Here is a 19,683-nt window from a genome sequence, read left to right on the forward strand (position 1 = left end):
CCAGTTCTGCCAATAAAATCATACCCAAAGCGATAATTATTACCAGCTAGATTATGTAGATTAGATTGTAGAAAGAGCCTTTAAGTAAGGGATTAATAGCGCAAGTAACACCCATTTTAAGGTCAAAACCGATACATATTTCAAACAAAAATACGTTTTAAAATCGTTATCCTCCACACAAAAGTTAGTTATAAATAGCTTTTTTATAATTACCTAGCTCATAAAAACTAATGTTATTTGCTCAATTTAAGAGCTAAAACGTGACAATAAACACTCTAAATAATCAACTTTATACAACATATGGACAGACGATCACTGCGGCTTTTTAATAAAAATGACTCGAGATTTGAGTGCATCAAACTTTTGATCTCCTAATCCACCAGCAAAATACATAAAAAAAGCAGCTATAAATACGCATTAAATTAAATATATTGAGATCACTTATCCACAAATCCTAATTTTTAGCTCTAATAAATAGTAAATTGAGCTACCACACTCGAAAAAATCTAATGATCTATTAAATATTATCTGTTTATAAGCTTATTTTTAATTAATTTCGTTAGATCAGCCCAATTAGATCATTTAATAAAATTATTTTCGATCTAAATTTAAGGTTATCAACAACCTTTATATCCACATTATGATCACCTTGTGCTTTTTATGCCTAGATTTACAATTAAGTCTTTCACTAAATAGTAATATCAATAACTTAGCGATTATTAAACAACCTAAAAGGTGTGTTTAAACAGAGCTTTCCCCACTGTTATCAACAACTTGATCAGAAGATTACATTTAAAGATATTTTGTTAAGCCTTATAATATCAACAACTTAAGGAGGCGCTTTCAAATAAGAGTAAAATTAGCACAAAAATAGTTATACAAAAAAGTACTCTTAACTTTACTGTTACTCACACTCAGTTATCATAGGCAGCAATTAAAACCAATGTGATCACTAATATTCATGAGTTCAGTAAATCTTATTGTTGGCAGCCAAATGGGATCAGCCGAGTATGTTGCAGAGCAACTAAGCGACGCGCTTAATAGCCTTGGTATTACTACACAACTACATGATCAACCTGAATTTAGCGATATTGATCAGCAAAATACCATTTGGTTAATTTGCACATCTACTTATGGTGCAGGTGATTATCCTGAAAACTTTATTAGCTTTGTTGAAGATGTGACTCAAGCTAATGATTTATCAGAATTAAAATACTCAGTAATCGCTTTAGGTGATACCAGTTATGACACTTACAACCAAGCTGGACGTAATATAGATGCCTTATTATCTCAAAAAGGCGCTATAAAAGTAGCAGAACGCTTAGAGCTTAATATTCTCGATGAAGCACTACCAGAAGACACAGCATTAGCATGGTTAGACTCTTGGATAACCAAAACAGGCTTAAAATAGATAGATCAAGTAAAAAGTTATATATAAAGTTACCCACAATTTACTAATAATTTAATAGATTTTGTGGATAAAGATTGAATAAACTGCTTTTTAAAGCATGCTTATCCATGGGATAAGATCCAACTGATTCAGCCCTGTGCATAAGGTGCCTTTTTGATCAGAGCTTATTTGCTGGATGATCCGATCATATTAACACCTTTAGATCTGATCTAATTTCATGTTTTAAATGAAGATCTAAACCTTATCAACAGAAAAGCTGATCAGTAGTAGTAATAGTAATAAAAGATCTCTTTAAAAGATCCTTTATATTATTAGAGATCACATACTTAGATCTTGCTCTTTGTTTAATCATTTATCTTCTGCCAATTTCTAGGTAGAATACGCTCCCTTTTGAAGTTTACCGGTTTGATTTAAGTAGGATCCCATTAATGATTTTTCACGAAAATTTTGACGTTATCGTAGTAGGTGGTGGACATGCTGGCACTGAAGCCGCATTAGCAGCTGCCCGTATGGGGATGAATACCCTGCTACTGACTCACAATATGGATACCCTTGGTCAAATGTCTTGTAACCCAGCGATTGGTGGGATTGGCAAAGGTCATTTGGTAAAAGAAATTGATGCGCTTGGCGGTGCAATGGCACAGGCCATTGACAAAGGCGGGATCCAATTTCGCACACTAAACTCTTCAAAAGGACCTGCTGTTCGTGCAACTCGAGCACAAGCAGATCGCGCTTTGTACAAAGCAGCTATTCAAACAACATTACAAAATCAAGATAACCTTAAGATTTTTCAACAATCATGTGATGATCTTATTGTTGAAAACGATCGTGTTACTGGCGTAGTAACTCAAATGGGTTTACGTTTTAGTGCTCCAAGTGTTGTTTTAACCGTGGGTACTTTTTTAGGTGGCCAAATACACATTGGTTTAGAAAATTACAAAGGCGGTCGTGCTGGTGATCCACCATCAATTGCATTGGCTGAACGTTTACGCGAACACCCTTTTAGAGTGGATCGCTTAAAAACAGGTACTCCGCCACGTATTGATGCACGTACTGTTGATTTTACAAAAATGGAAGCACAGCCTGGTGATATGCCAACACCTGTATTTTCATTTATGGGTAAACAATCAGATCACCCACAACAAATACCGTGTTACATCACTTACACCAACGAAAAAACACATGATGTTATTCGTAAAAACCTACATCGCTCACCTATGTACTCAGGTGTTATTGAAGGTATTGGTCCACGCTACTGCCCATCAATTGAAGATAAAATTGTACGTTTTGCGGATAAAGATAAGCACCAAATATTTGTTGAACCTGAAGGCTTAACATCATACGAATTATATCCAAATGGTATTTCTACTAGTTTACCGTTTGATGTACAACTTGAGATTGTGCAATCTATTTCTGGTTTTGAAAATGCACATATTTGTCGACCAGGCTATGCAATAGAATATGACTACTTTGATCCACGCGACTTAAAACAGTCTTTAGAAACAAAATTTATTGAAGGCTTATTTTTCGCGGGTCAAATTAACGGCACTACCGGTTATGAAGAAGCGGGTGCACAAGGCTTAATTGCAGGTATGAATGCTGCGTTAAAAGTGCAAGGTAAAGATTCTTGGACACCACGTCGCGATGAAGCTTACGTGGGTGTATTAATCGACGACTTAGCAACACTGGGTACGAAAGAACCGTACCGCATGTTTACTAGCCGTGCCGAATACCGTTTACTACTTCGTGAAGATAATGCAGATATTCGCTTAACTGAAAAAGGCCGTGAGCTGGGTTTAGTTAATGACGAACGTTGGCAGGCATTTAACGAAAAAATGGAAGTAATTGAGAAAGAAAAACAACGCATTAAAGATACGTGGATTCATAAAGATCACGTTGTTGTTGATCAAGTAAATGCATTACTAAAAACACCATTAACTCGTGAAGCAAGTTTAGAAGAATTACTTCGTCGTCCAGAGATTCGTTATAACGATCTTATGGCTATTGACGGTTTAGGATCTGAATTTACAAACGTAGCAGCACTTGAACAAGTTGAGATCCATACTAAGTATGCAGGCTATATTGCGCGTCAACAAGATGAGATCAATAAGCAGCTTCGTCATGAGCAAACAATTTTACCAAAAGAGTTTGATTACAAAACTGTATCAGGTTTATCAAATGAGGTTGTTGCTAAGCTTATTGAGTCACGTCCAGACACTATTGGCCAAGCATCGCGTATTTCTGGTATCACCCCAGCGGCGATTTCGCTATTATTAGTGTATCTGAAGAAGCAAGGCTTATTACGCAAATCTGCGTAACGATAAGGGTACATAGTGTTACAGCAACAATTAACTACATTGTTAGCGCAAACTGATATTGCGCTAACGGAAAAACAACAGCAACAGCTAGTTCGTTACGTCGAGTTATTAGATAAGTGGAATAAAGCTTATAATTTAACTTCGGTACGCTTACCTGAAGAAATGATGATTAAGCATATTATGGATAGTTTAGTTGTTGCACCTCACTTACCCGGTCATCATTATATTGATGTTGGCACAGGGCCTGGCCTTCCAGGCATTGTATTAGCGATTGCATTACCTAACACACAATTTGTGTTACTAGATAGTCTAGGTAAACGCGTTCGCTTTTTAATGCATGTTAAACATGAGCTTGGCCTTGATAACGTAACACCTGTTCAGTCAAGAGTTGAAGAATATCAGCCAAGTGTTAAATTAGATGGCGTACTCAGTCGTGCATTTGCTTCATTACAAGATATGGTTGACTGGTGTTCGCACTTAATTGATCATTCGGGTAAATTTATAGCGCTTAAAGGTGTGTTCCCTAGTGAAGAGCTAGAGTCATTACCTACTGGCGTTAAGTTTGAGCAAAAAATTGCATTAGAAGTACCTAAGTTAGATGCACAACGACATTTAATTATTCTTTCTAAAGACTAGGGATCAGAGACACTGTGGCAAAAGTCATCGCATTAGCAAATCAAAAAGGTGGAGTGGGTAAAACTACAACCGCTGTTAACCTCGCTGCGTCTATGGCTGCAACGAAACGTAAAGTGCTGTTAATTGATCTCGATCCGCAAGGCAATGCGACTATGGGAAGTGGCGTAGATAAGTACGGCGACGTACCAACTATTTACGACTTACTCATTGAAGATAAACCTATAGAAGACGTTATTATCAAAGAAACGTCTGGCGAGTACCATATGATTGCTGCAAATGGTGATGTAACCGCTGCAGAAGTTAAACTTATGGAATTATTTGCCCGTGAAGTGCGCTTACGTAACGCACTTGAAAAAATTCAGGATCAGTACGAATTTATTTTTATCGACTGTCCACCCTCTTTAAATATGTTAACTGTTAACGCAATGGCCGCAGCTGATTCTATTTTAGTGCCAATGCAGTGTGAGTATTATGCACTTGAAGGGTTAACCGCATTAATGGATACGATTACGCAGCTTGCTAAGTTAGTAAACCCTAGCTTACAAATTGAAGGCATACTTCGTACTATGTACGATCCGCGTAACCGTTTAGCGAATGACGTATCAGAACAATTAAAACAACATTTTGGCGACAAAGTATACCGTACGGTGATCCCGCGTAATGTTCGTTTAGCAGAGGCACCTAGTTTTGGTACACCTGCTATGTATTATGACCGGGCATCAAGTGGCGCTAAAGCATATTTAGCACTCGCTGGTGAAATGTTACGTAGAAAAGAAAAAACAGCGTCCGTTGTCGCCTAACTTTGAGGTAAAAAAATAATATGTCTGCTAAAAAACGAGGTTTAGGCCGAGGACTCGATGCACTTTTAAGTTCGTCAAAGCCTACACCGAGCGCAAGCAAGGAACAAGACACATCAAACGTGACTGAAGCTGTAAAAAATGCGGCTGGGCCAAATAACAGTGAATTACAAAAACTCCCAATCGAGTTTTTACACTCTGGTAAATATCAACCTCGTAAAGACATGTCCGAAGAGGCACTAGAAGAGCTTGCTAGTTCTATTCGCTCACAAGGTATTATTCAACCTATAGTCGTGCGCCCTATTGCACAAAATAGTTTTGAAATTATCGCCGGTGAGCGTCGTTGGCGTGCAGCGCAAATAGCTAAGCTTGAAACAGTACCTTGTATTATTAAAGACGTACCAGATGAAGCTGCAGTTGCTATTGCGCTAATAGAAAATATTCAACGTGAAGACTTAAATGCCATGGAAGAAGCGGTTGCGTTAAATCGCTTACTCAATGAGTTTGAACTAACACATCAACAAGTAGCAGATGCGGTGGGTAAATCACGCACTACAGTAACTAACTTACTTCGTTTAAATAATTTAAACAGTGATGTAAAAATTCTGTTAGAACATGGCGACATTGAAATGGGGCACGCTCGTTGTTTATTAGCCCTGGAGGGAGAAGCACAATCAGATGCTGCTCGTTTAGCTGTTGCTAAAGCATTAACCGTTCGTGAAACCGAAAAGTTAGTTCGTTCAATTTTAGAACCCGTGCCAGCTAAAGAAATAGCTGAAAAAGATCCAGACGTTAAACAGTTAGAGCAACAACTCGCTGAAAACCTAGGTGCCAAAGTAGAAATAAATTACAACAAAAAAGGCAAAGGTAAGCTTGTTATTTCTTATACTAATTTGGACGAACTTGACGGCATTTTAAATCGCATTAATCAAGACAATACCCACCATTAGTTTTCTACATGTCTAAAAAGGGACATTTGTAGCTATTTCGTGTTACAAAGCGTCTACTCAAGTTGCAAAACTGGCAGGATTAAGTATAATTTCGCCAGTTTTCACACCCTAACAATTAGAACGCAATAAAGGTTAACTAAACGTGACTGATAAGTTAGCGAGTCCATATCGACTTGCCGTATTAAAGTTAATTTGCCTTCAGGGTGTTGTAGCATTAGTTGCTGCTGTAATTATTTGTTTTAGTTCGGGAGTCAATGCCGCGCTTTCATCACTCGCTGGTGGAGTTGTCGCAGTACTTCCGCACTTTGTATTTGGTCTTTATGCATTCAGACATATGGGTGCAAGTCGAGCAAATCAAGCGTATGCCTCGTTGAAACGCGGCAACGGATTAAAATTTATGCTAACAATTGTATTGTTTGCGCTAGTACTGAAGCATTTTCCGGTAATTTTATTACCCTTTTTTAGTACTTATATACTGGCGCTCTTTACTGGATTGTTTGCACCCGTTTTTTTTAAACATTAACTTTGGGATATAACATGGCAGCAGAAGAAGTTACTCTATCTGGCCATATCCAGCACCATTTGACCAATGCTAAGATGTGTTCGACCGATACAGGTCTCGCCTTCAATAAAGCATGTACGGATAGTGGTTTCTGGACATGGCATATAGATACCCTCGCATGGTCTATCGGTTTAGGTCTTATATTTTTATGGATCTTTCGTAGTGCCGCTAAAAAATCAACACTAGGTGTACCTGGAAAATTTCAATGTTTCATTGAAATGGTAGTAGAGTTTGTTGGTGACAACGTACGTGATACTTTCCATGGTAAAAGCAAGCTTATTGCACCATTAGCATTAACAATATTCGTTTGGATATTTTTAATGAACTTAATGGATTTAATTCCGGTTGACTTTTTACCTGCATTAGCTGGTTTTGTTGGTGAAACTGCGTTTGGTATGGATTCACACGATGTGTACATGAAAATTGTACCAACGACTGACATTAATATGACTGCAGCGCTAGCGCTGGGTGTATTTATTTTAATGATAGGCTACTCAATTAAAATAAAAGGCATTGGTGGTTTTATTAAAGAATTAACACTTCACCCGTTTAGTTCAAATAATACTGCACTACAAATCCTTTTAATCCCGTTTAACCTATTACTTGAACTGATTGCGCTGGTTTCTAAACCGTTTTCATTAGCGCTACGTCTGTTTGGTAACTTATATGCAGGTGAATTGATTTTCATCTTGATCGGCGCTATCGGATTTATGCAATTACCATTGCATTTTGTTTGGGCTGTATTCCACATCTTAGTAATTGTATTGCAAGCATTCGTATTTATGATGCTAACAATCGTATACCTAAGCATGGCTAGCTCAGATAATCACTAATTTTATATTTACAATTTTACTTTTACTTTTAACTTTACAATTGAAACTTTGGAGAAATAAATGGAAGCTTTAGAATTATTAAACGGCTTAAAATACATCGCAGTAGCTTTACTAATCGGTTTTGGTGCAATCGGCACTGCAATCGGTTTTGGTAACATGGGCGGTAAATTCCTTGAAGCATGTGCGCGTCAACCTGAGCTTGCACCTTCGCTACAAGTTAAGATGTTTATTCTTGCTGGTCTAATCGATGCTGTAGCAATGATTGGTGTTGGTATCGCTATGGTATTGTTGTTCGTACTTTAATTTTATTTTTTGAACAGCTTACTATTTAAGGAGGAGCGGTTGTGAATTTAAACGCCACTCTTATCGGTGAATTGATTGCGTTTACGGTGTTCGTATTATTTTGTATGAAATACGTATGGCCACCACTAAACGGTGCAATTGAAGCTCGCCAGAAAAAAATCGAAGATGGTTTAGCTGCCTCTGATAGAGCCGAAAAAGACTTAGAACTTGCGCAAAAGAAAGCTGCTGAACAGCTTAAAGATGCAAAAGCTCAAGCGGCTGATATCATTGATCAAGCTAAAAAGCGTGCAGTGCTAATTGTTGACGAAGAAACACTTCGTGGTCAGCAAGAGCGTGAAAGTATCATTGCTCAAGGGCACTCTGAAGTTGAGTCTGAACGTAATCGCATAACAGAAGAGCTACGTAAGCAAGTAGCAACTCTGGCAGTGATTGGTGCAGAACGTATTTTAGAGCGTGAAATTAATCAAGCCGCACATAGTGACATCGTTGAAAAACTTGTCGCTGAGCTGTAATTAGGAGGGTATGAGCATGTCTAATTTGACTACTATCGCTCGCCCATACGCTAAAGCGGCTTTTGAACTTGCCGTTGAGAAAGGCACTCTAGAAAGCTGGAATGATATGTTGTTCTTTGCAGGCCACGTCGCCAGCAATGAACAAGCATCATCTGCTTTAGCAGGTATGCCTACAGCTACTGCACAAGCTGAATTATTTATTCAACTTTGTGCTGAGCAGCTCAACGAACAAGGTCAGAACCTAGTTAAGGTGATGGCTGAAAATGGACGTTTGACAGCTCTACCTGACGTTGCTGAGTTATTTGCTGAATTTAAAGCAGAATACGATAAAGAAATCGAAGTAGATGTGATTTCTGCAACTCCTCTTGTTGCTGCGCAACAAGAGTCATTGGTAGCGGCACTTGAAAAACGTTTCGCACGCAAAGTTAAGCTGAATTGTAGTGAAGACGCGTCAGTGGTTGGTGGACTTATTATTAGGTCTGGCGACACTGTAATCGACGGTACTATTCGCGGTAAATTAAGCCGCTTAGCTACAACACTACAATCGTAATTGGGAAAAAGAGCATGCAACTTAATTCCACTGAAATTTCAGATCTGATCAAACAACGTATTGAGAAGTTCGAAGTTGTAAGTGAAGCTCGTAACGAAGGTACTATTGTATCTGTTACTGACGGTATCATCCGCATCCACGGTCTTGCTGACTGTATGCAAGGTGAAATGATTGAGCTTCCTGGCAGCCGTTATGCTATCGCACTAAACCTTGAGCGCGACTCAATTGGTGCAGTAGTAATGGGTCCGTACGCTGACCTTACTGAAGGCGTAAAAGTATATACAACTGGTCGTATTTTAGAAGTTCCTGTTGGTCCTGGTCTACTTGGTCGTGTTGTAAACACACTAGGTGCTCCAATCGATGGTAAAGGCGCTTTAGATAACGACGGGTTTGAACCTGTAGAAAAAATTGCACCAGGTGTAATCGAGCGTAAATCAGTAGATGAGCCAGTTCAAACTGGTTATAAATCTATCGATGCGATGATTCCAGTTGGTCGTGGTCAACGTGAACTTATCATAGGTGACCGTCAAACAGGTAAAACTGCACTAGCAATCGATGCAATCATCAATCAAAAAGACACAGGCGTTAAGTGTGTGTACGTTGCGATTGGTCAAAAAGCATCTACTATTGCAAACGTAGTTCGTAAATTAGAAGAGCATGGTGCACTAGCAAATACTATCGTAGTTGTTGCATCTGCTTCTGAATCTGCGGCACTTCAGTACTTAGCACCGTTCGCGGGCTGTACTATGGGTGAATACTTCCGTGACCGTGGTGAAAACGCATTAATCGTATATGATGATTTGTCTAAGCAAGCAGTTGCTTACCGTCAAATTTCATTACTACTTAAGCGTCCACCAGGCCGTGAAGCATACCCAGGTGACGTATTCTACCTTCACTCTCGTCTTTTAGAGCGTGCATCGCGTGTAAACGCAGATTACGTTGAAAAGTTCACTAATGGTGAAGTGAAAGGTAAAACTGGTTCATTGACGGCATTGCCAATCATTGAAACTCAAGGCGGCGACGTTTCTGCGTTCGTACCGACTAACGTTATCTCTATCACCGATGGTCAGATCTTCTTAGAAACTGACTTATTCAACTCAGGTATCCGTCCGGCAGTAAATGCTGGTATCTCGGTATCGCGTGTTGGTGGTGCTGCACAAACTAAAATCGTTAAGAAACTAGGTGGCGGTATTCGTCTAGCCCTAGCTCAGTACCGTGAATTAGCTGCGTTCTCGCAGTTCGCGTCTGACCTTGATGATGCAACTCGTGCTCAACTTGAGCATGGTGAGCGTGTAACAGAGCTAATGAAGCAGAAACAGTACGCGCCAATGTCTGTTGCTGAAATGTCTTTGTCGTTATTTGCTGCTGAAAAAGGCTTCCTTCAAGACATCGAAATCGCGAAAATCGGTGACTTTGAAGCAGCTTTACTTTCTTATGCAACTAGCACATACGCAGAGCTTGTGGCTCAAATCAATGAAACTGGTAACTTGAATGCCGAGATCGAAGCGCAGCTTAAAGAACTTCTTACGAAGTTCAAGTCTACGCAAACTTGGTAATTTAGTTATTAATGGTGCGCTTTAGGAAACTAAAGCACACCTTGATTCGGAGAGAGAGTCATGGCCAGCGGAAAAGAGATTAAAAGCAAGATCGGGAGTATTAAAAATACTCAAAAGATCACTAGCGCAATGGAAATGGTTGCTGCGTCTAAAATGAAAAGGGCGCAAGAACGCGTTGCTTCAAGCCGTCCATACGCTAATAAATTACGTGAAGTAATTGGTCGTGTTGCTCAAGCAAATCTTGATTTTACTCACCCGTTCTTAAAAGAACGTGAAGTGAAACGAGTTGGTTATATTGTTATCTCTACAGACCGTGGTCTGTGTGGCGGTTTGAACTCAAACGAGTTTAAGAAAGTTGCACTTGATGTTAAAGCGTGGAAAGAGAAAGGTGTTGATGCTGAATTTGCTACTTTAGGTAGTAAGGCAGCAGGCTTCTTTCAACGTTTTGGTGGTCAACTACTCGCTAAAAAAGCGGGCCTAGGAGATAAACCTTCAGTACAAGACGTTATTGGTCCTGTAAAAATTATGCTTGATGCATTTTCTGAAGGCAAAATAGACCGTTTATTCTTGGTATATAACAAATTCGTTAATACCATGAAGCAAGAGCCAATTATAGATCAGTTACTCCCTTTGCCAAAAGCTGAAGAAGAAGTATCTGCTCACACATGGGATTACTTATACGAGCCAAACCCAGAGGCTATTTTAGAGTCTTTGTTAGTACGCTTTATTGAGTCTCAAGCATACCAAGGTGTGGTAGAAAATGCTGCCTCAGAACAGGCTGCTCGTATGGTTGCAATGAAAGCTGCAACTGATAACGCAGGTGACCTTATGGACGAGCTACAGCTTGTTTATAACAAGGCTCGCCAAGCAGCAATCACACAAGAAATTAGTGAGATTTGTTCTGGCTCAGCAGCAGTTTAATGCTTCGGGTAAAGATTAACGAGAGGAATAGACATGAGTTTAGGTAAGGTCGTCCAAATTATCGGCGCCGTTGTGGATATTGAATTTCCACAAGATAGCGTGCCAGCGGTATACCACGCACTAAGAGTAACAGATGGCGATTTAGCTGGTTTGACTTTAGAAGTTCAACAACAGCTAGGTGGCGGTGTAGTGCGTACTATCGCTATGGGTACTACTGATGGTTTACGTCGTAGTGCTTTAGTTATGAATACAGGTGAATCGATTCAAGTTCCAGTTGGTAAAGCAACACTTGGTCGTATCATGAACGTACTTGGTGAGCCAATCGATGAAGCGGGTCCAATCGGCGAAGAAGACCGTATGTCTATTCACCGTGCAGCGCCTTCATACGAAGAGCAATCAAGTTCAGTTGAGCTTTTAGAAACTGGTATCAAGGTTATCGACCTTGTATGTCCGTTTGCTAAAGGTGGTAAAGTCGGTTTATTCGGTGGTGCCGGTGTTGGTAAAACTGTAAACATGATGGAACTTATCCGTAACATCGCAATCGAGCACAGCGGCTACTCAGTATTCGCAGGTGTTGGTGAGCGTACACGTGAGGGTAACGATTTCTACCATGAGATGAACGATTCAAACGTACTTGATAAAGTATCGCTTGTATACGGTCAGATGAACGAGCCTCCAGGTAACCGTTTACGCGTAGCGTTAACAGGTCTTACTATGGCTGAAAAGTTCCGTGATGAAGGTCGCGATGTACTTTTCTTCGTAGATAATATCTACCGTTATACACTTGCTGGTACAGAAGTATCTGCACTTCTTGGTCGTATGCCGTCAGCGGTAGGTTACCAGCCTACACTTGCTGAAGAAATGGGTGTGCTTCAAGAGCGTATCGCTTCAACTAAGACTGGTTCAATTACATCAATCCAAGCGGTATACGTACCTGCGGATGATTTAACGGATCCATCTCCAGCAACTACCTTTGCTCACTTAGACGCAACAGTAGTACTTTCACGTGATATCGCATCACTTGGTATCTACCCAGCGGTAGATCCACTTGATTCATCTTCGCGTCAACTTGACCCACAAGTAATTGGTCAAGAGCACTACGATACAGCACGTGGCGTTCAAACAGTTCTTCAGCGTTACAAAGAACTTAAAGACATCATTGCAATCCTAGGTATGGACGAGCTTTCTGACGAAGATAAGCAACTTGTATCTCGTGCACGTAAAATCCAACGTTTCCTATCTCAGCCATTCTTCGTGGCAGAGGTGTTTACAGGCGCGTCAGGTAAATACGTATCACTGAAAGATACAATTGCTGGCTTCAAAGGCATTTTAAACGGCGAGTTTGATGAGCTTCCAGAGCAAGCGTTTTACATGGTTGGCTCTATCGAAGAAGCTCAAGAAAAAGCCAAAGGCATGTAACTAGGAGGGTAGTATGACAGCTATGACTGTACATCTTGACGTAGTAAGCGCAGAGCAGAGCTTGTTCTCTGGTCTTGTTGAATCGATTCAAGTATCTGGTAGTGAAGGCGAGCTGGGTGTAAACCTAGGTCATGCTCCACTACTAACTGCCCTTAAACCTGGTATGGTACGTTTAGTTAAGCAATATGGTCACGAAGATGTGTTATATGTTGCTGGCGGTACATTAGAAGTTCAACCAAATCACATCACGATTCTTGCAGATACTGCGGTTCGTGGTGAAGATTTAGATGAAGATTCTGTACAAAAAGCTAAACGTGAAGCTGAAGAACATATGGCGAATTCGTCAGCTGTTGAGTTTGATTATCAACAAGCGGCTACGCGACTGGCAGAAGCAGTTGCTCAGTTACGCGTAATTCAGCAATTACGTCACAAGTAAGCCTATCCGGTTTTGAAAAGCCCACTTTATGTGGGCTTTTTTGTGTCTGTAATTTAAACATGGTGTATCGCTTATTTATAATTGTTAAATAACAGGTCTATCAGACTATTATCTGTGCTTTATCACTTATATCCTTCACCAATCCTCGCTACAATAACGTCATCCAATTAAGTGTGTTTTTCAGTCAAGATTCAGTACGAATAAACTAACCTACTGAGTATCTGCACAAGAAGTGATTTACGTAATCTTCTGCACAAACATAATACTTATTTAGCTAAAACAACGGAAAAAGGAAATTGTTTTAATGGCTCTAACAACTGTTATTCTTGCTGCGGGTAAAGGTACTCGTATGCGCTCTGCTCTACCTAAAGTTTTGCACAATGTTGCAGGTAAACCAATGGTACAGCACGTTATTGATAATGCGATGGCATTAGGTGCAACGACTACAAACTTAGTTTACGGACACGGCGGCGATCTATTACAACAACAACTTGCCGATAACGATGTAAACTGGGTACTTCAAGCAGAACAACTCGGTACTGGCCACGCAGTAGCGCAAGCCAACTCTCATATTAACGATGAAGACACAGTATTAATTTTATACGGCGATGTACCGCTAACAAAACAATCAACTCTAGAGCGTTTATTAGCTGCAACACCTAAAAATGGTTTAGCGGTATTAACGGTAAATTTGGTAAACCCAAATGGCTATGGTCGCATGCTTCGTGTTGGTGGTAAGTTAGTCGGTATTGTTGAGCAAAAAGATGCAAGCTCAGAGCAGTTACTTATTAACGAAGTAAATACAGGCATTATGGCTGTTAACGGTAAGCTATTAAAAACATGGTTAGGTAACTTATCTAACAATAATGCACAAGGCGAGTACTACTTAACAGATATCGTTGCAATGGCTCACAGTGAAGGCGTAGAGATCACTTCAGCGCAACCAGATCATGCAATGGAAGTTGAAGGCGCAAATAACCGCGTACAACTTGCAGGCTTAGAGCGCGCTTACCAAGCATGGCAAGCAGAAGAGTTAATGTTAAATGGCGCTACCCTGGCCGACCCTGCCCGTATAGATGTGCGTGGCAATGTTAAAACAGGCGAAGACGTATTAGTTGATATAAACGTTATCTTTGAAGGTAATGTGACCCTTGGTAACAATGTACAAATTGGCCCTAACTGTGTACTTAAAAACTGTACCATAGGCGATAACGTGGTAATAAAGGCTAATACCCTAATTGAAGATGCAAGCGTAGCTGCTAAATGTACGCTGGGCCCTTATGCTCGCCTTCGCCCTGGCGCTGTTATGGAAGAAGACTCACACATTGGTAACTTTGTTGAGATGAAAAAAACCCGTTTAGGCAAAGGCTCAAAAGCCAACCACTTAAGTTATTTAGGTGATGCTGAAATTGGCGAAAAAGTGAATATTGGCGCTGGTACTATTACCTGCAACTACGATGGTGTTAATAAATCAAAAACTATTATTGGCGATAATGCTTTTATTGGCTCTAATTCATCACTCGTTGCCCCAGTAAATATAGGCGCAACTGCAACAATTGGTGCAGGCTCTGTGATCACCAGTACCGTTGAAGATGACCAATTAGCAATAGCACGCTCTAAACAGCGTAATTTAACGGGTTGGAAACGCCCAGTTAAAAAATAACAATTAGAGGCTACTTAGGTAGCCTTTTTTATTTTAGTTGAAGTTTAAATTGCTCTTTATAGCGTCTAGATAGGTTTAGTACTTTACCTGTAATTAATTTTATTTCACTGTCGCCACTGGATAGTGGTGTAATAGACTCCACTTTATCGAGTTTTACGCCATGGCTGCGGTGAATTCTACAAAACCCCTGCACTTCAAGTTGTTTACTTAATGCTGTAAGCGTTGCCCTTAACGGATATATACGTGAGCCTATATGTAGGTTTACATAATTACCCGACGATTCAAGCCAATCAACATCCTCTATTTTTATAATGAATTCTTTTCCGAGCTTTTTAACTAATAGGCGGTTTATGGTCGATGTTGTTTGCTGCTCACTTTCTTCAATTGAAGAGGCTTCACCTAGTAACTGCTGCACCACATATTGATATACTTTGATAAGTACGATGAAAAACACAAAGCTTATAGCGTCTTTCTGGTATTCATAAATAAGCTCAAACCAGCTAAGTCCAAAGTTGTAAGACCCATCATTCAACAAATATATGAATTTACGAACCCCTACCATAATACCAACGTGTAACACGCTAAATATAATAGAGGCAGCAAAGTACATACCTAATGAGGCCGTAATATTTTGCCAATTAAAAGATAAGTGTCTTAAAAACCAAATTAAAATAGGGAATATAAGCAAAGTACTCAAGGCACTTGAATACTCCCAAACAAATGGCTCCCACATTAAAAAAGTTAAAGCTCCTTCTCTTTGGGCTTCCATTATTTGGGTTGTAGCGTTTACTGTATTATTAATTAATACGTAAGCACACAGTAATACTGATGCGTAAATGCTTTGAAAACGTTGAAAGTGCTGTAGGTTCATAAATATATGCTTATTGCTGACGTGGCACGCTTATCCCTGTATACCACCTTTTATCACTATTGCTTGTAATATAAGCACTTATAGATAGTTTTAGCGAGAGCTTTAGGTATGAATAACGCATAACATACATAAAGTAGTAAAAGCATGAGCACTCAAGTACAACAACCTTCATTAGTTAATTCGCGTAAATATTATCTTGATTGGCTTAGGATAATCGCATTTGCGTCGCTAATTTTTTATCACATTGGCATGTTGTATAGTGAAAACTGGGGATTTCATTTTAAAAGTAATTATACATCACAGTATGTTGAATATTTAATGTTGGTGTTTTCACCTTGGCGCATGTTGCTCATTTGGTTTATATCGGGCGTAGCACTGCGTTTTATGATTGATAAAGTACGCAGCTTTAAGTCTTGGTTACATTTCACCTTATACCGCTCTATTTTTTTACTGTTACCCTTGCTGGTGGGGTTATGGTTAATAGTGCCTTTACAGCTGTTTGCAGAAATGTCACAGCAAGGTGTTATTGATATTAGCTATTGGCAATTTTATTTAGCTTTTATAGAGACTAACAATACGATTTTTATTAATTATCAGTCTGGAGTGTGGCCGAATGTGGATGTAAATCACTTATGGTATTTGCGCTCGTTGTGGCAATTTATGCTGATCATTATTGTTTTAACTCTTTTTGCACGCTTGCCTTTTATTACGCCTTTAAAAACCTTTGTTAAAGGGGATATGTCATTTGGGCTTTTAATTACCTTGCTCACTATTGCCGTACTATTTACAAGCCATTACTTAACTGGCGATTCAATTAGAGAGACTAACGGCTTAATACTGCTACTCACAGGATACATACTTGCCAAAAACACTTACTTTTGGAACTGCTTAAATAAAAAATTAGTATTACTAGCTTTGAGTTTTGCGGTTTTGTTTGTACTTATAATATTAAGTTATCAGAAGGTGTTTACTCTTCCTCATTTTATTTTAAGCGCTAGCTACAATATTCAACGTGTTGTAGGTGTATTTTTTGTACTTGCGCTCGCTCACCGATTCTTAAATTTTAATACTTACTATTTAAAACAGCTCAATGTATGGGTGTTTCCCTTTTATTTATTGCATCAAAGCATTTTGATTATTTTGTGTTTTTTACTACAGCCTTTAAGTTTAGGGCCTGGTGCTGAACCATTCATCATTATTACAGGGACTTGGTCTTTTTGCGGTGTTATTACATGGGGTATTACACGTATTGATGTACTTAGACCTTTGCTAGGGGTTGCAATTAAACGAGATTATTCCCCGACTGTAAAAATACTTGGCTATACGGCTGCTTTAATTTTAATAACTCCGCTAGCGTATAAGCTAATTACTTAGGCTAAGGGGCTGTATTAAAATTGCCATAATCTTGTCATGCCTGTGTGTTGATATTTAGCAAATACAATACTAAGGAAAATCACATGTTTAAAAAATCAATTATTACGCTGTCACTTATATCTGTTCTTACTGGTTGCTCACTTGATGGTGACGATGGCCAAAACGGCTCTCAAGGATTACAGGGAGAACAAGGCGCAAATGGCATTAATGGGATAAATGGTGTAAATGCTAATTCAGTATTAAATATTAGCCTCGTAGGAAGAGGAGTATTAAATGCACAAAGTCCAGAAGGTGCCGCTGAAATAGTTGCTTACCAAGCATCTAAAAAATGGATTTACGCTATTAACAGTTCAGGCGATGACGCTGTTATTAATATTTTACCCGCCGACACCTTTGATACTGCCGCACTCGTTAAAGATAACGAAGGGGTTATCAGCGCCACAAATTTAACGTCCGTTATTACGTTGTCTTTAAACGAGCATACCCAAGGCGATGCAAACAGCATTGCTATTGATGAAAATAATAATTTACTAGCGGTCGCAATGGCTGCTAAAAGCACGGGTGATGCAGGTCAAATTGCTTTTTACGATATAAGCGGCGACTCACCTGTATTTATTAAAAATGTTACAGTCGGATTTTTACCAGACATGGTGACGTTCACCCATGATGGCGCAAAGGCAGTGGTTGCTAACGAAGGTGAACCAAGTGGCGACTACAGCGTAGATCCTGAAGGTTCTATTAGTATTATCGATATAACAAATAATGTAATAGCCGATACAGCAATAAATATTGATTTTAAAGCCTATAACAACAAACAAACGGAACTAGAAGGGCAAGGGGTCGTTTTTGCAAACCCAAATGGTCGTACTATTAACGGTAATCTGATAAATACCACAGTAGCTATGGATTTAGAGCCCGAGTACGTTAGCATTTCTAAAGATAACAAATATGCTTATGTATCTATTCAAGAAAACAATGCACTTGCAATAGTTAACCTACAAGACAACAGCCTTGAGCTAAAGGGCTTAGGCTTTAAAGATTGGTCAAGCTTACAACTTGATGCCTCAGATAAAGATGGCGGCGTTAATTTTAAATCATACCCAGGGCTCTATGGTATGTACCAGCCCGATACTATCTCAAGCTTTAGTTGGAAAGGCGCTAACTTTATAGTTACTGCCAACGAAGGTGACGCAAGAGAATACTTTTTTGATACAACGGATGAAGCAGACTGTATAGCAAAGGGCGGACTTGATTACGATAAAGACGACGGCTGCTTAGCTTATATAGATGAGAGCCGCGTTGAAGACTTAACGCTTGCAGCTAATTTTGATTACTTAAATAACGACGATAACGATATTGGTCGCTTAAAAGTAACAACAATAAAAGGCGATACTAATAATGATGGTCAATACGAATCGCTTTATGCTTATGGTGCACGTTCGTTTACCATTTGGGACAGCAATGGGCTGGTGGTGTTTGATTCAGGCGATGATATAGGTCGAATTACTGCATCGGTTCATGGTGAAGCATTTAACAACAATGAAGATGAAAACAAAGGTGACTCACGCTCAGATGATAAAGGCGCAGAGCCAGAAGCGCTGACTATTGGTAAAATTGACGATCGTACATTTGCTTTTATAGGGCTTGAGCGTATGGGTGGGATTATGGTTTATGATATTACCAATCCATATAATGTGCAGTTTGAAGACTACTTCTATAATAGAGGCTTAATTAAAGACGCTAATATTACAGGCGATTTAGCGCCTGAAGGAATGGTATTCGTTCCAGCTGAGCAAAGTGCTACAGGAAACCCACTCTTAATCGTTGGAAATGAAATATCAGGCTCTATTGCCGTATGGGAAATAGCATCTAAATAAACCTTTAATTTAAAATAAAGCTGTGTGTTGTTTGTTTAACATACAGCTTAGTTTAAACCTTACTAATACCTCATCAATAGATACTTATATTGTGCGTGTTTTTTAAACTAAAAGTATCCTGTAGCCCTTTATTTGTATAGCTTTCATACTAAATTCATTTAATTGTCAAAAAGCTGAAATAAAACATTGACCCCCGCTCGAATCTCCCTATAATGCGACCCCACTGAGACGGGAAACAGCAACGCATAGCGAGGCACGAACAACTCAGGGTGTTAAGTAAAACTTAGAGTGAATCTTTTTAGAAAGTTTAAATTTAAGTGTTGACAAAAAAATAGGAAAGCGTAATATGCGCAGCCCTAGCGAGATAAAGTTCAACTTTATAATCGCAACGTTCTTTAACAATATAAAGCAATCATCTGTGTGGGCACTCGTACAGATTGAGTTCTAACAGCCAAGCTACTTAGGTAGCGAGGCAAACAAATTAGAGTCTCAATTGAAAACTGAGTGACCAACAGAATAGTTATTTCGGTAATTATTCGGCACAGTCAATTCAATATCGAAAGATATTAAAAAATTCAGAATTCATTGAGCTGTCGAAAGACATAAAACTTTTTAATTGAAGAGTTTGATCATGGCTCAGATTGAACGCTGGCGGCAGGCCTAACACATGCAAGTCGAGCGGTAACAGAAAGTA

18 protein-coding genes and 1 rRNA gene are annotated in these 19,683 nt (G+C 39.3%); 18 read left to right on the forward strand and 1 reads right to left on the reverse strand.

Annotation, left to right across the window (positions count from 1 at the left end; all coding sequences use genetic code 11):
* Positions 1-961: 961 nt before the first annotated feature.
* The 15 genes from mioC to glmU all read left to right on the forward strand — a co-directional run bounded on the left by mioC (position 962) and on the right by glmU (position 14,867).
* Positions 962-1,411 carry an FMN-binding protein MioC gene (gene mioC / locus H5072_RS01095; protein WP_182692424.1) on the forward strand — a complete coding sequence of 150 codons (450 nt, stop codon included), beginning with the start codon at positions 962-964 and terminating at the stop codon, positions 1,409-1,411.
* 428 nt (positions 1,412-1,839) lie between these two features.
* Positions 1,840-3,729 (forward strand): tRNA uridine-5-carboxymethylaminomethyl(34) synthesis enzyme MnmG, encoded by a 1,890-nt coding sequence (gene mnmG / locus H5072_RS01100; RefSeq protein ID WP_004335230.1) that lies wholly within the window; start codon positions 1,840-1,842, stop codon positions 3,727-3,729.
* Between the two features lie 15 nt (positions 3,730-3,744).
* Positions 3,745-4,365 (forward strand): 16S rRNA (guanine(527)-N(7))-methyltransferase RsmG, encoded by a 621-nt coding sequence (gene rsmG / locus H5072_RS01105; RefSeq protein WP_004335232.1) that lies wholly within the window; start codon positions 3,745-3,747, stop codon positions 4,363-4,365.
* A 14-nt stretch (positions 4,366-4,379) separates the two neighbouring features.
* Positions 4,380-5,165 carry a ParA family protein gene (locus H5072_RS01110; protein WP_004335235.1) on the forward strand — a complete coding sequence of 262 codons (786 nt, stop codon included), beginning with the start codon at positions 4,380-4,382 and terminating at the stop codon, positions 5,163-5,165.
* 20 nt (positions 5,166-5,185) lie between these two features.
* A complete protein-coding gene (locus H5072_RS01115) occupies positions 5,186-6,112 on the forward strand; it encodes a ParB/RepB/Spo0J family partition protein (RefSeq protein WP_039488567.1) in 927 nt (308 codons plus the stop codon).
* Positions 6,113-6,254: 142 nt separating this feature from the next.
* Positions 6,255-6,635 (forward strand): ATP synthase subunit I, encoded by a 381-nt coding sequence (locus H5072_RS01120; protein ID WP_004335240.1) that lies wholly within the window; start codon positions 6,255-6,257, stop codon positions 6,633-6,635.
* 14 nt (positions 6,636-6,649) lie between these two features.
* Entirely contained in the window at positions 6,650-7,507 is an 858-nt protein-coding gene (atpB, locus tag H5072_RS01125) for a F0F1 ATP synthase subunit A (RefSeq protein WP_024597178.1), read from the forward strand.
* 60 nt (positions 7,508-7,567) lie between these two features.
* Positions 7,568-7,810 carry a F0F1 ATP synthase subunit C gene (atpE, locus tag H5072_RS01130; protein WP_008112128.1) on the forward strand — a complete coding sequence of 81 codons (243 nt, stop codon included), beginning with the start codon at positions 7,568-7,570 and terminating at the stop codon, positions 7,808-7,810.
* 41 nt (positions 7,811-7,851) lie between these two features.
* Entirely contained in the window at positions 7,852-8,322 is a 471-nt protein-coding gene (gene atpF / locus H5072_RS01135; RefSeq protein ID WP_004335264.1) for a F0F1 ATP synthase subunit B, read from the forward strand.
* Positions 8,323-8,338: 16 nt separating this feature from the next.
* Entirely contained in the window at positions 8,339-8,872 is a 534-nt protein-coding gene (atpH, locus tag H5072_RS01140) for a F0F1 ATP synthase subunit delta (RefSeq protein ID WP_004335267.1), read from the forward strand.
* A 14-nt stretch (positions 8,873-8,886) separates the two neighbouring features.
* Positions 8,887-10,428: a F0F1 ATP synthase subunit alpha gene (gene atpA, locus H5072_RS01145; protein ID WP_004335270.1), complete on the forward strand. Its 1,542-nt coding sequence runs from the start codon at positions 8,887-8,889 to the stop codon at positions 10,426-10,428.
* A gap of 60 nt (positions 10,429-10,488) precedes the next feature.
* Positions 10,489-11,349 (forward strand): F0F1 ATP synthase subunit gamma, encoded by an 861-nt coding sequence (atpG, locus tag H5072_RS01150; RefSeq protein WP_024597176.1) that lies wholly within the window; start codon positions 10,489-10,491, stop codon positions 11,347-11,349.
* Positions 11,350-11,382: 33 nt separating this feature from the next.
* Positions 11,383-12,768: a F0F1 ATP synthase subunit beta gene (gene atpD / locus H5072_RS01155; RefSeq protein WP_004335274.1), complete on the forward strand. Its 1,386-nt coding sequence runs from the start codon at positions 11,383-11,385 to the stop codon at positions 12,766-12,768.
* 13 nt (positions 12,769-12,781) lie between these two features.
* Positions 12,782-13,204, forward strand: a complete 423-nt coding sequence (locus H5072_RS01160) for a F0F1 ATP synthase subunit epsilon (protein ID WP_004335277.1) — start codon at positions 12,782-12,784, stop codon at positions 13,202-13,204.
* Positions 13,205-13,508: 304 nt separating this feature from the next.
* Positions 13,509-14,867, forward strand: coding sequence for a bifunctional UDP-N-acetylglucosamine diphosphorylase/glucosamine-1-phosphate N-acetyltransferase GlmU (gene glmU / locus H5072_RS01165; RefSeq protein ID WP_002962912.1), 1,359 nt, complete (start codon positions 13,509-13,511; stop codon positions 14,865-14,867).
* 28 nt (positions 14,868-14,895) lie between these two features.
* On the opposite strand, the gene H5072_RS01170 is transcribed toward glmU, so the two are convergent.
* The gene (locus tag H5072_RS01170; protein WP_182692425.1) at positions 14,896-15,738 is read right to left on the reverse strand and encodes a LytTR family DNA-binding domain-containing protein; all 843 of its coding nucleotides are present in this window, start codon (positions 15,736-15,738) and stop codon (positions 14,896-14,898) included.
* Positions 15,739-15,882: 144 nt separating this feature from the next.
* On the opposite strand from H5072_RS01170, the gene H5072_RS01175 reads away from it, so the two are divergent.
* The 3 genes from H5072_RS01175 to H5072_RS01185 form a co-directional block, all read left to right on the forward strand.
* Positions 15,883-17,112 (forward strand): acyltransferase family protein, encoded by a 1,230-nt coding sequence (locus H5072_RS01175; protein WP_182692426.1) that lies wholly within the window; start codon positions 15,883-15,885, stop codon positions 17,110-17,112.
* An 83-nt stretch (positions 17,113-17,195) separates the two neighbouring features.
* Complete coding sequence (locus H5072_RS01180; RefSeq protein ID WP_182692427.1) at positions 17,196-18,989, forward strand: choice-of-anchor I family protein; 1,794 nt, start codon at positions 17,196-17,198, stop codon at positions 18,987-18,989.
* A gap of 613 nt (positions 18,990-19,602) precedes the next feature.
* A 16S ribosomal RNA gene (locus H5072_RS01185) occupies positions 19,603-19,683 on the forward strand; the annotation flags it as partial.

Origin of the sequence: Pseudoalteromonas sp. SR45-5 (assembly GCF_014163565.1) — a bacterium.
Lineage (GTDB): Bacteria > Pseudomonadota > Gammaproteobacteria > Enterobacterales > Alteromonadaceae > Pseudoalteromonas > Pseudoalteromonas distincta.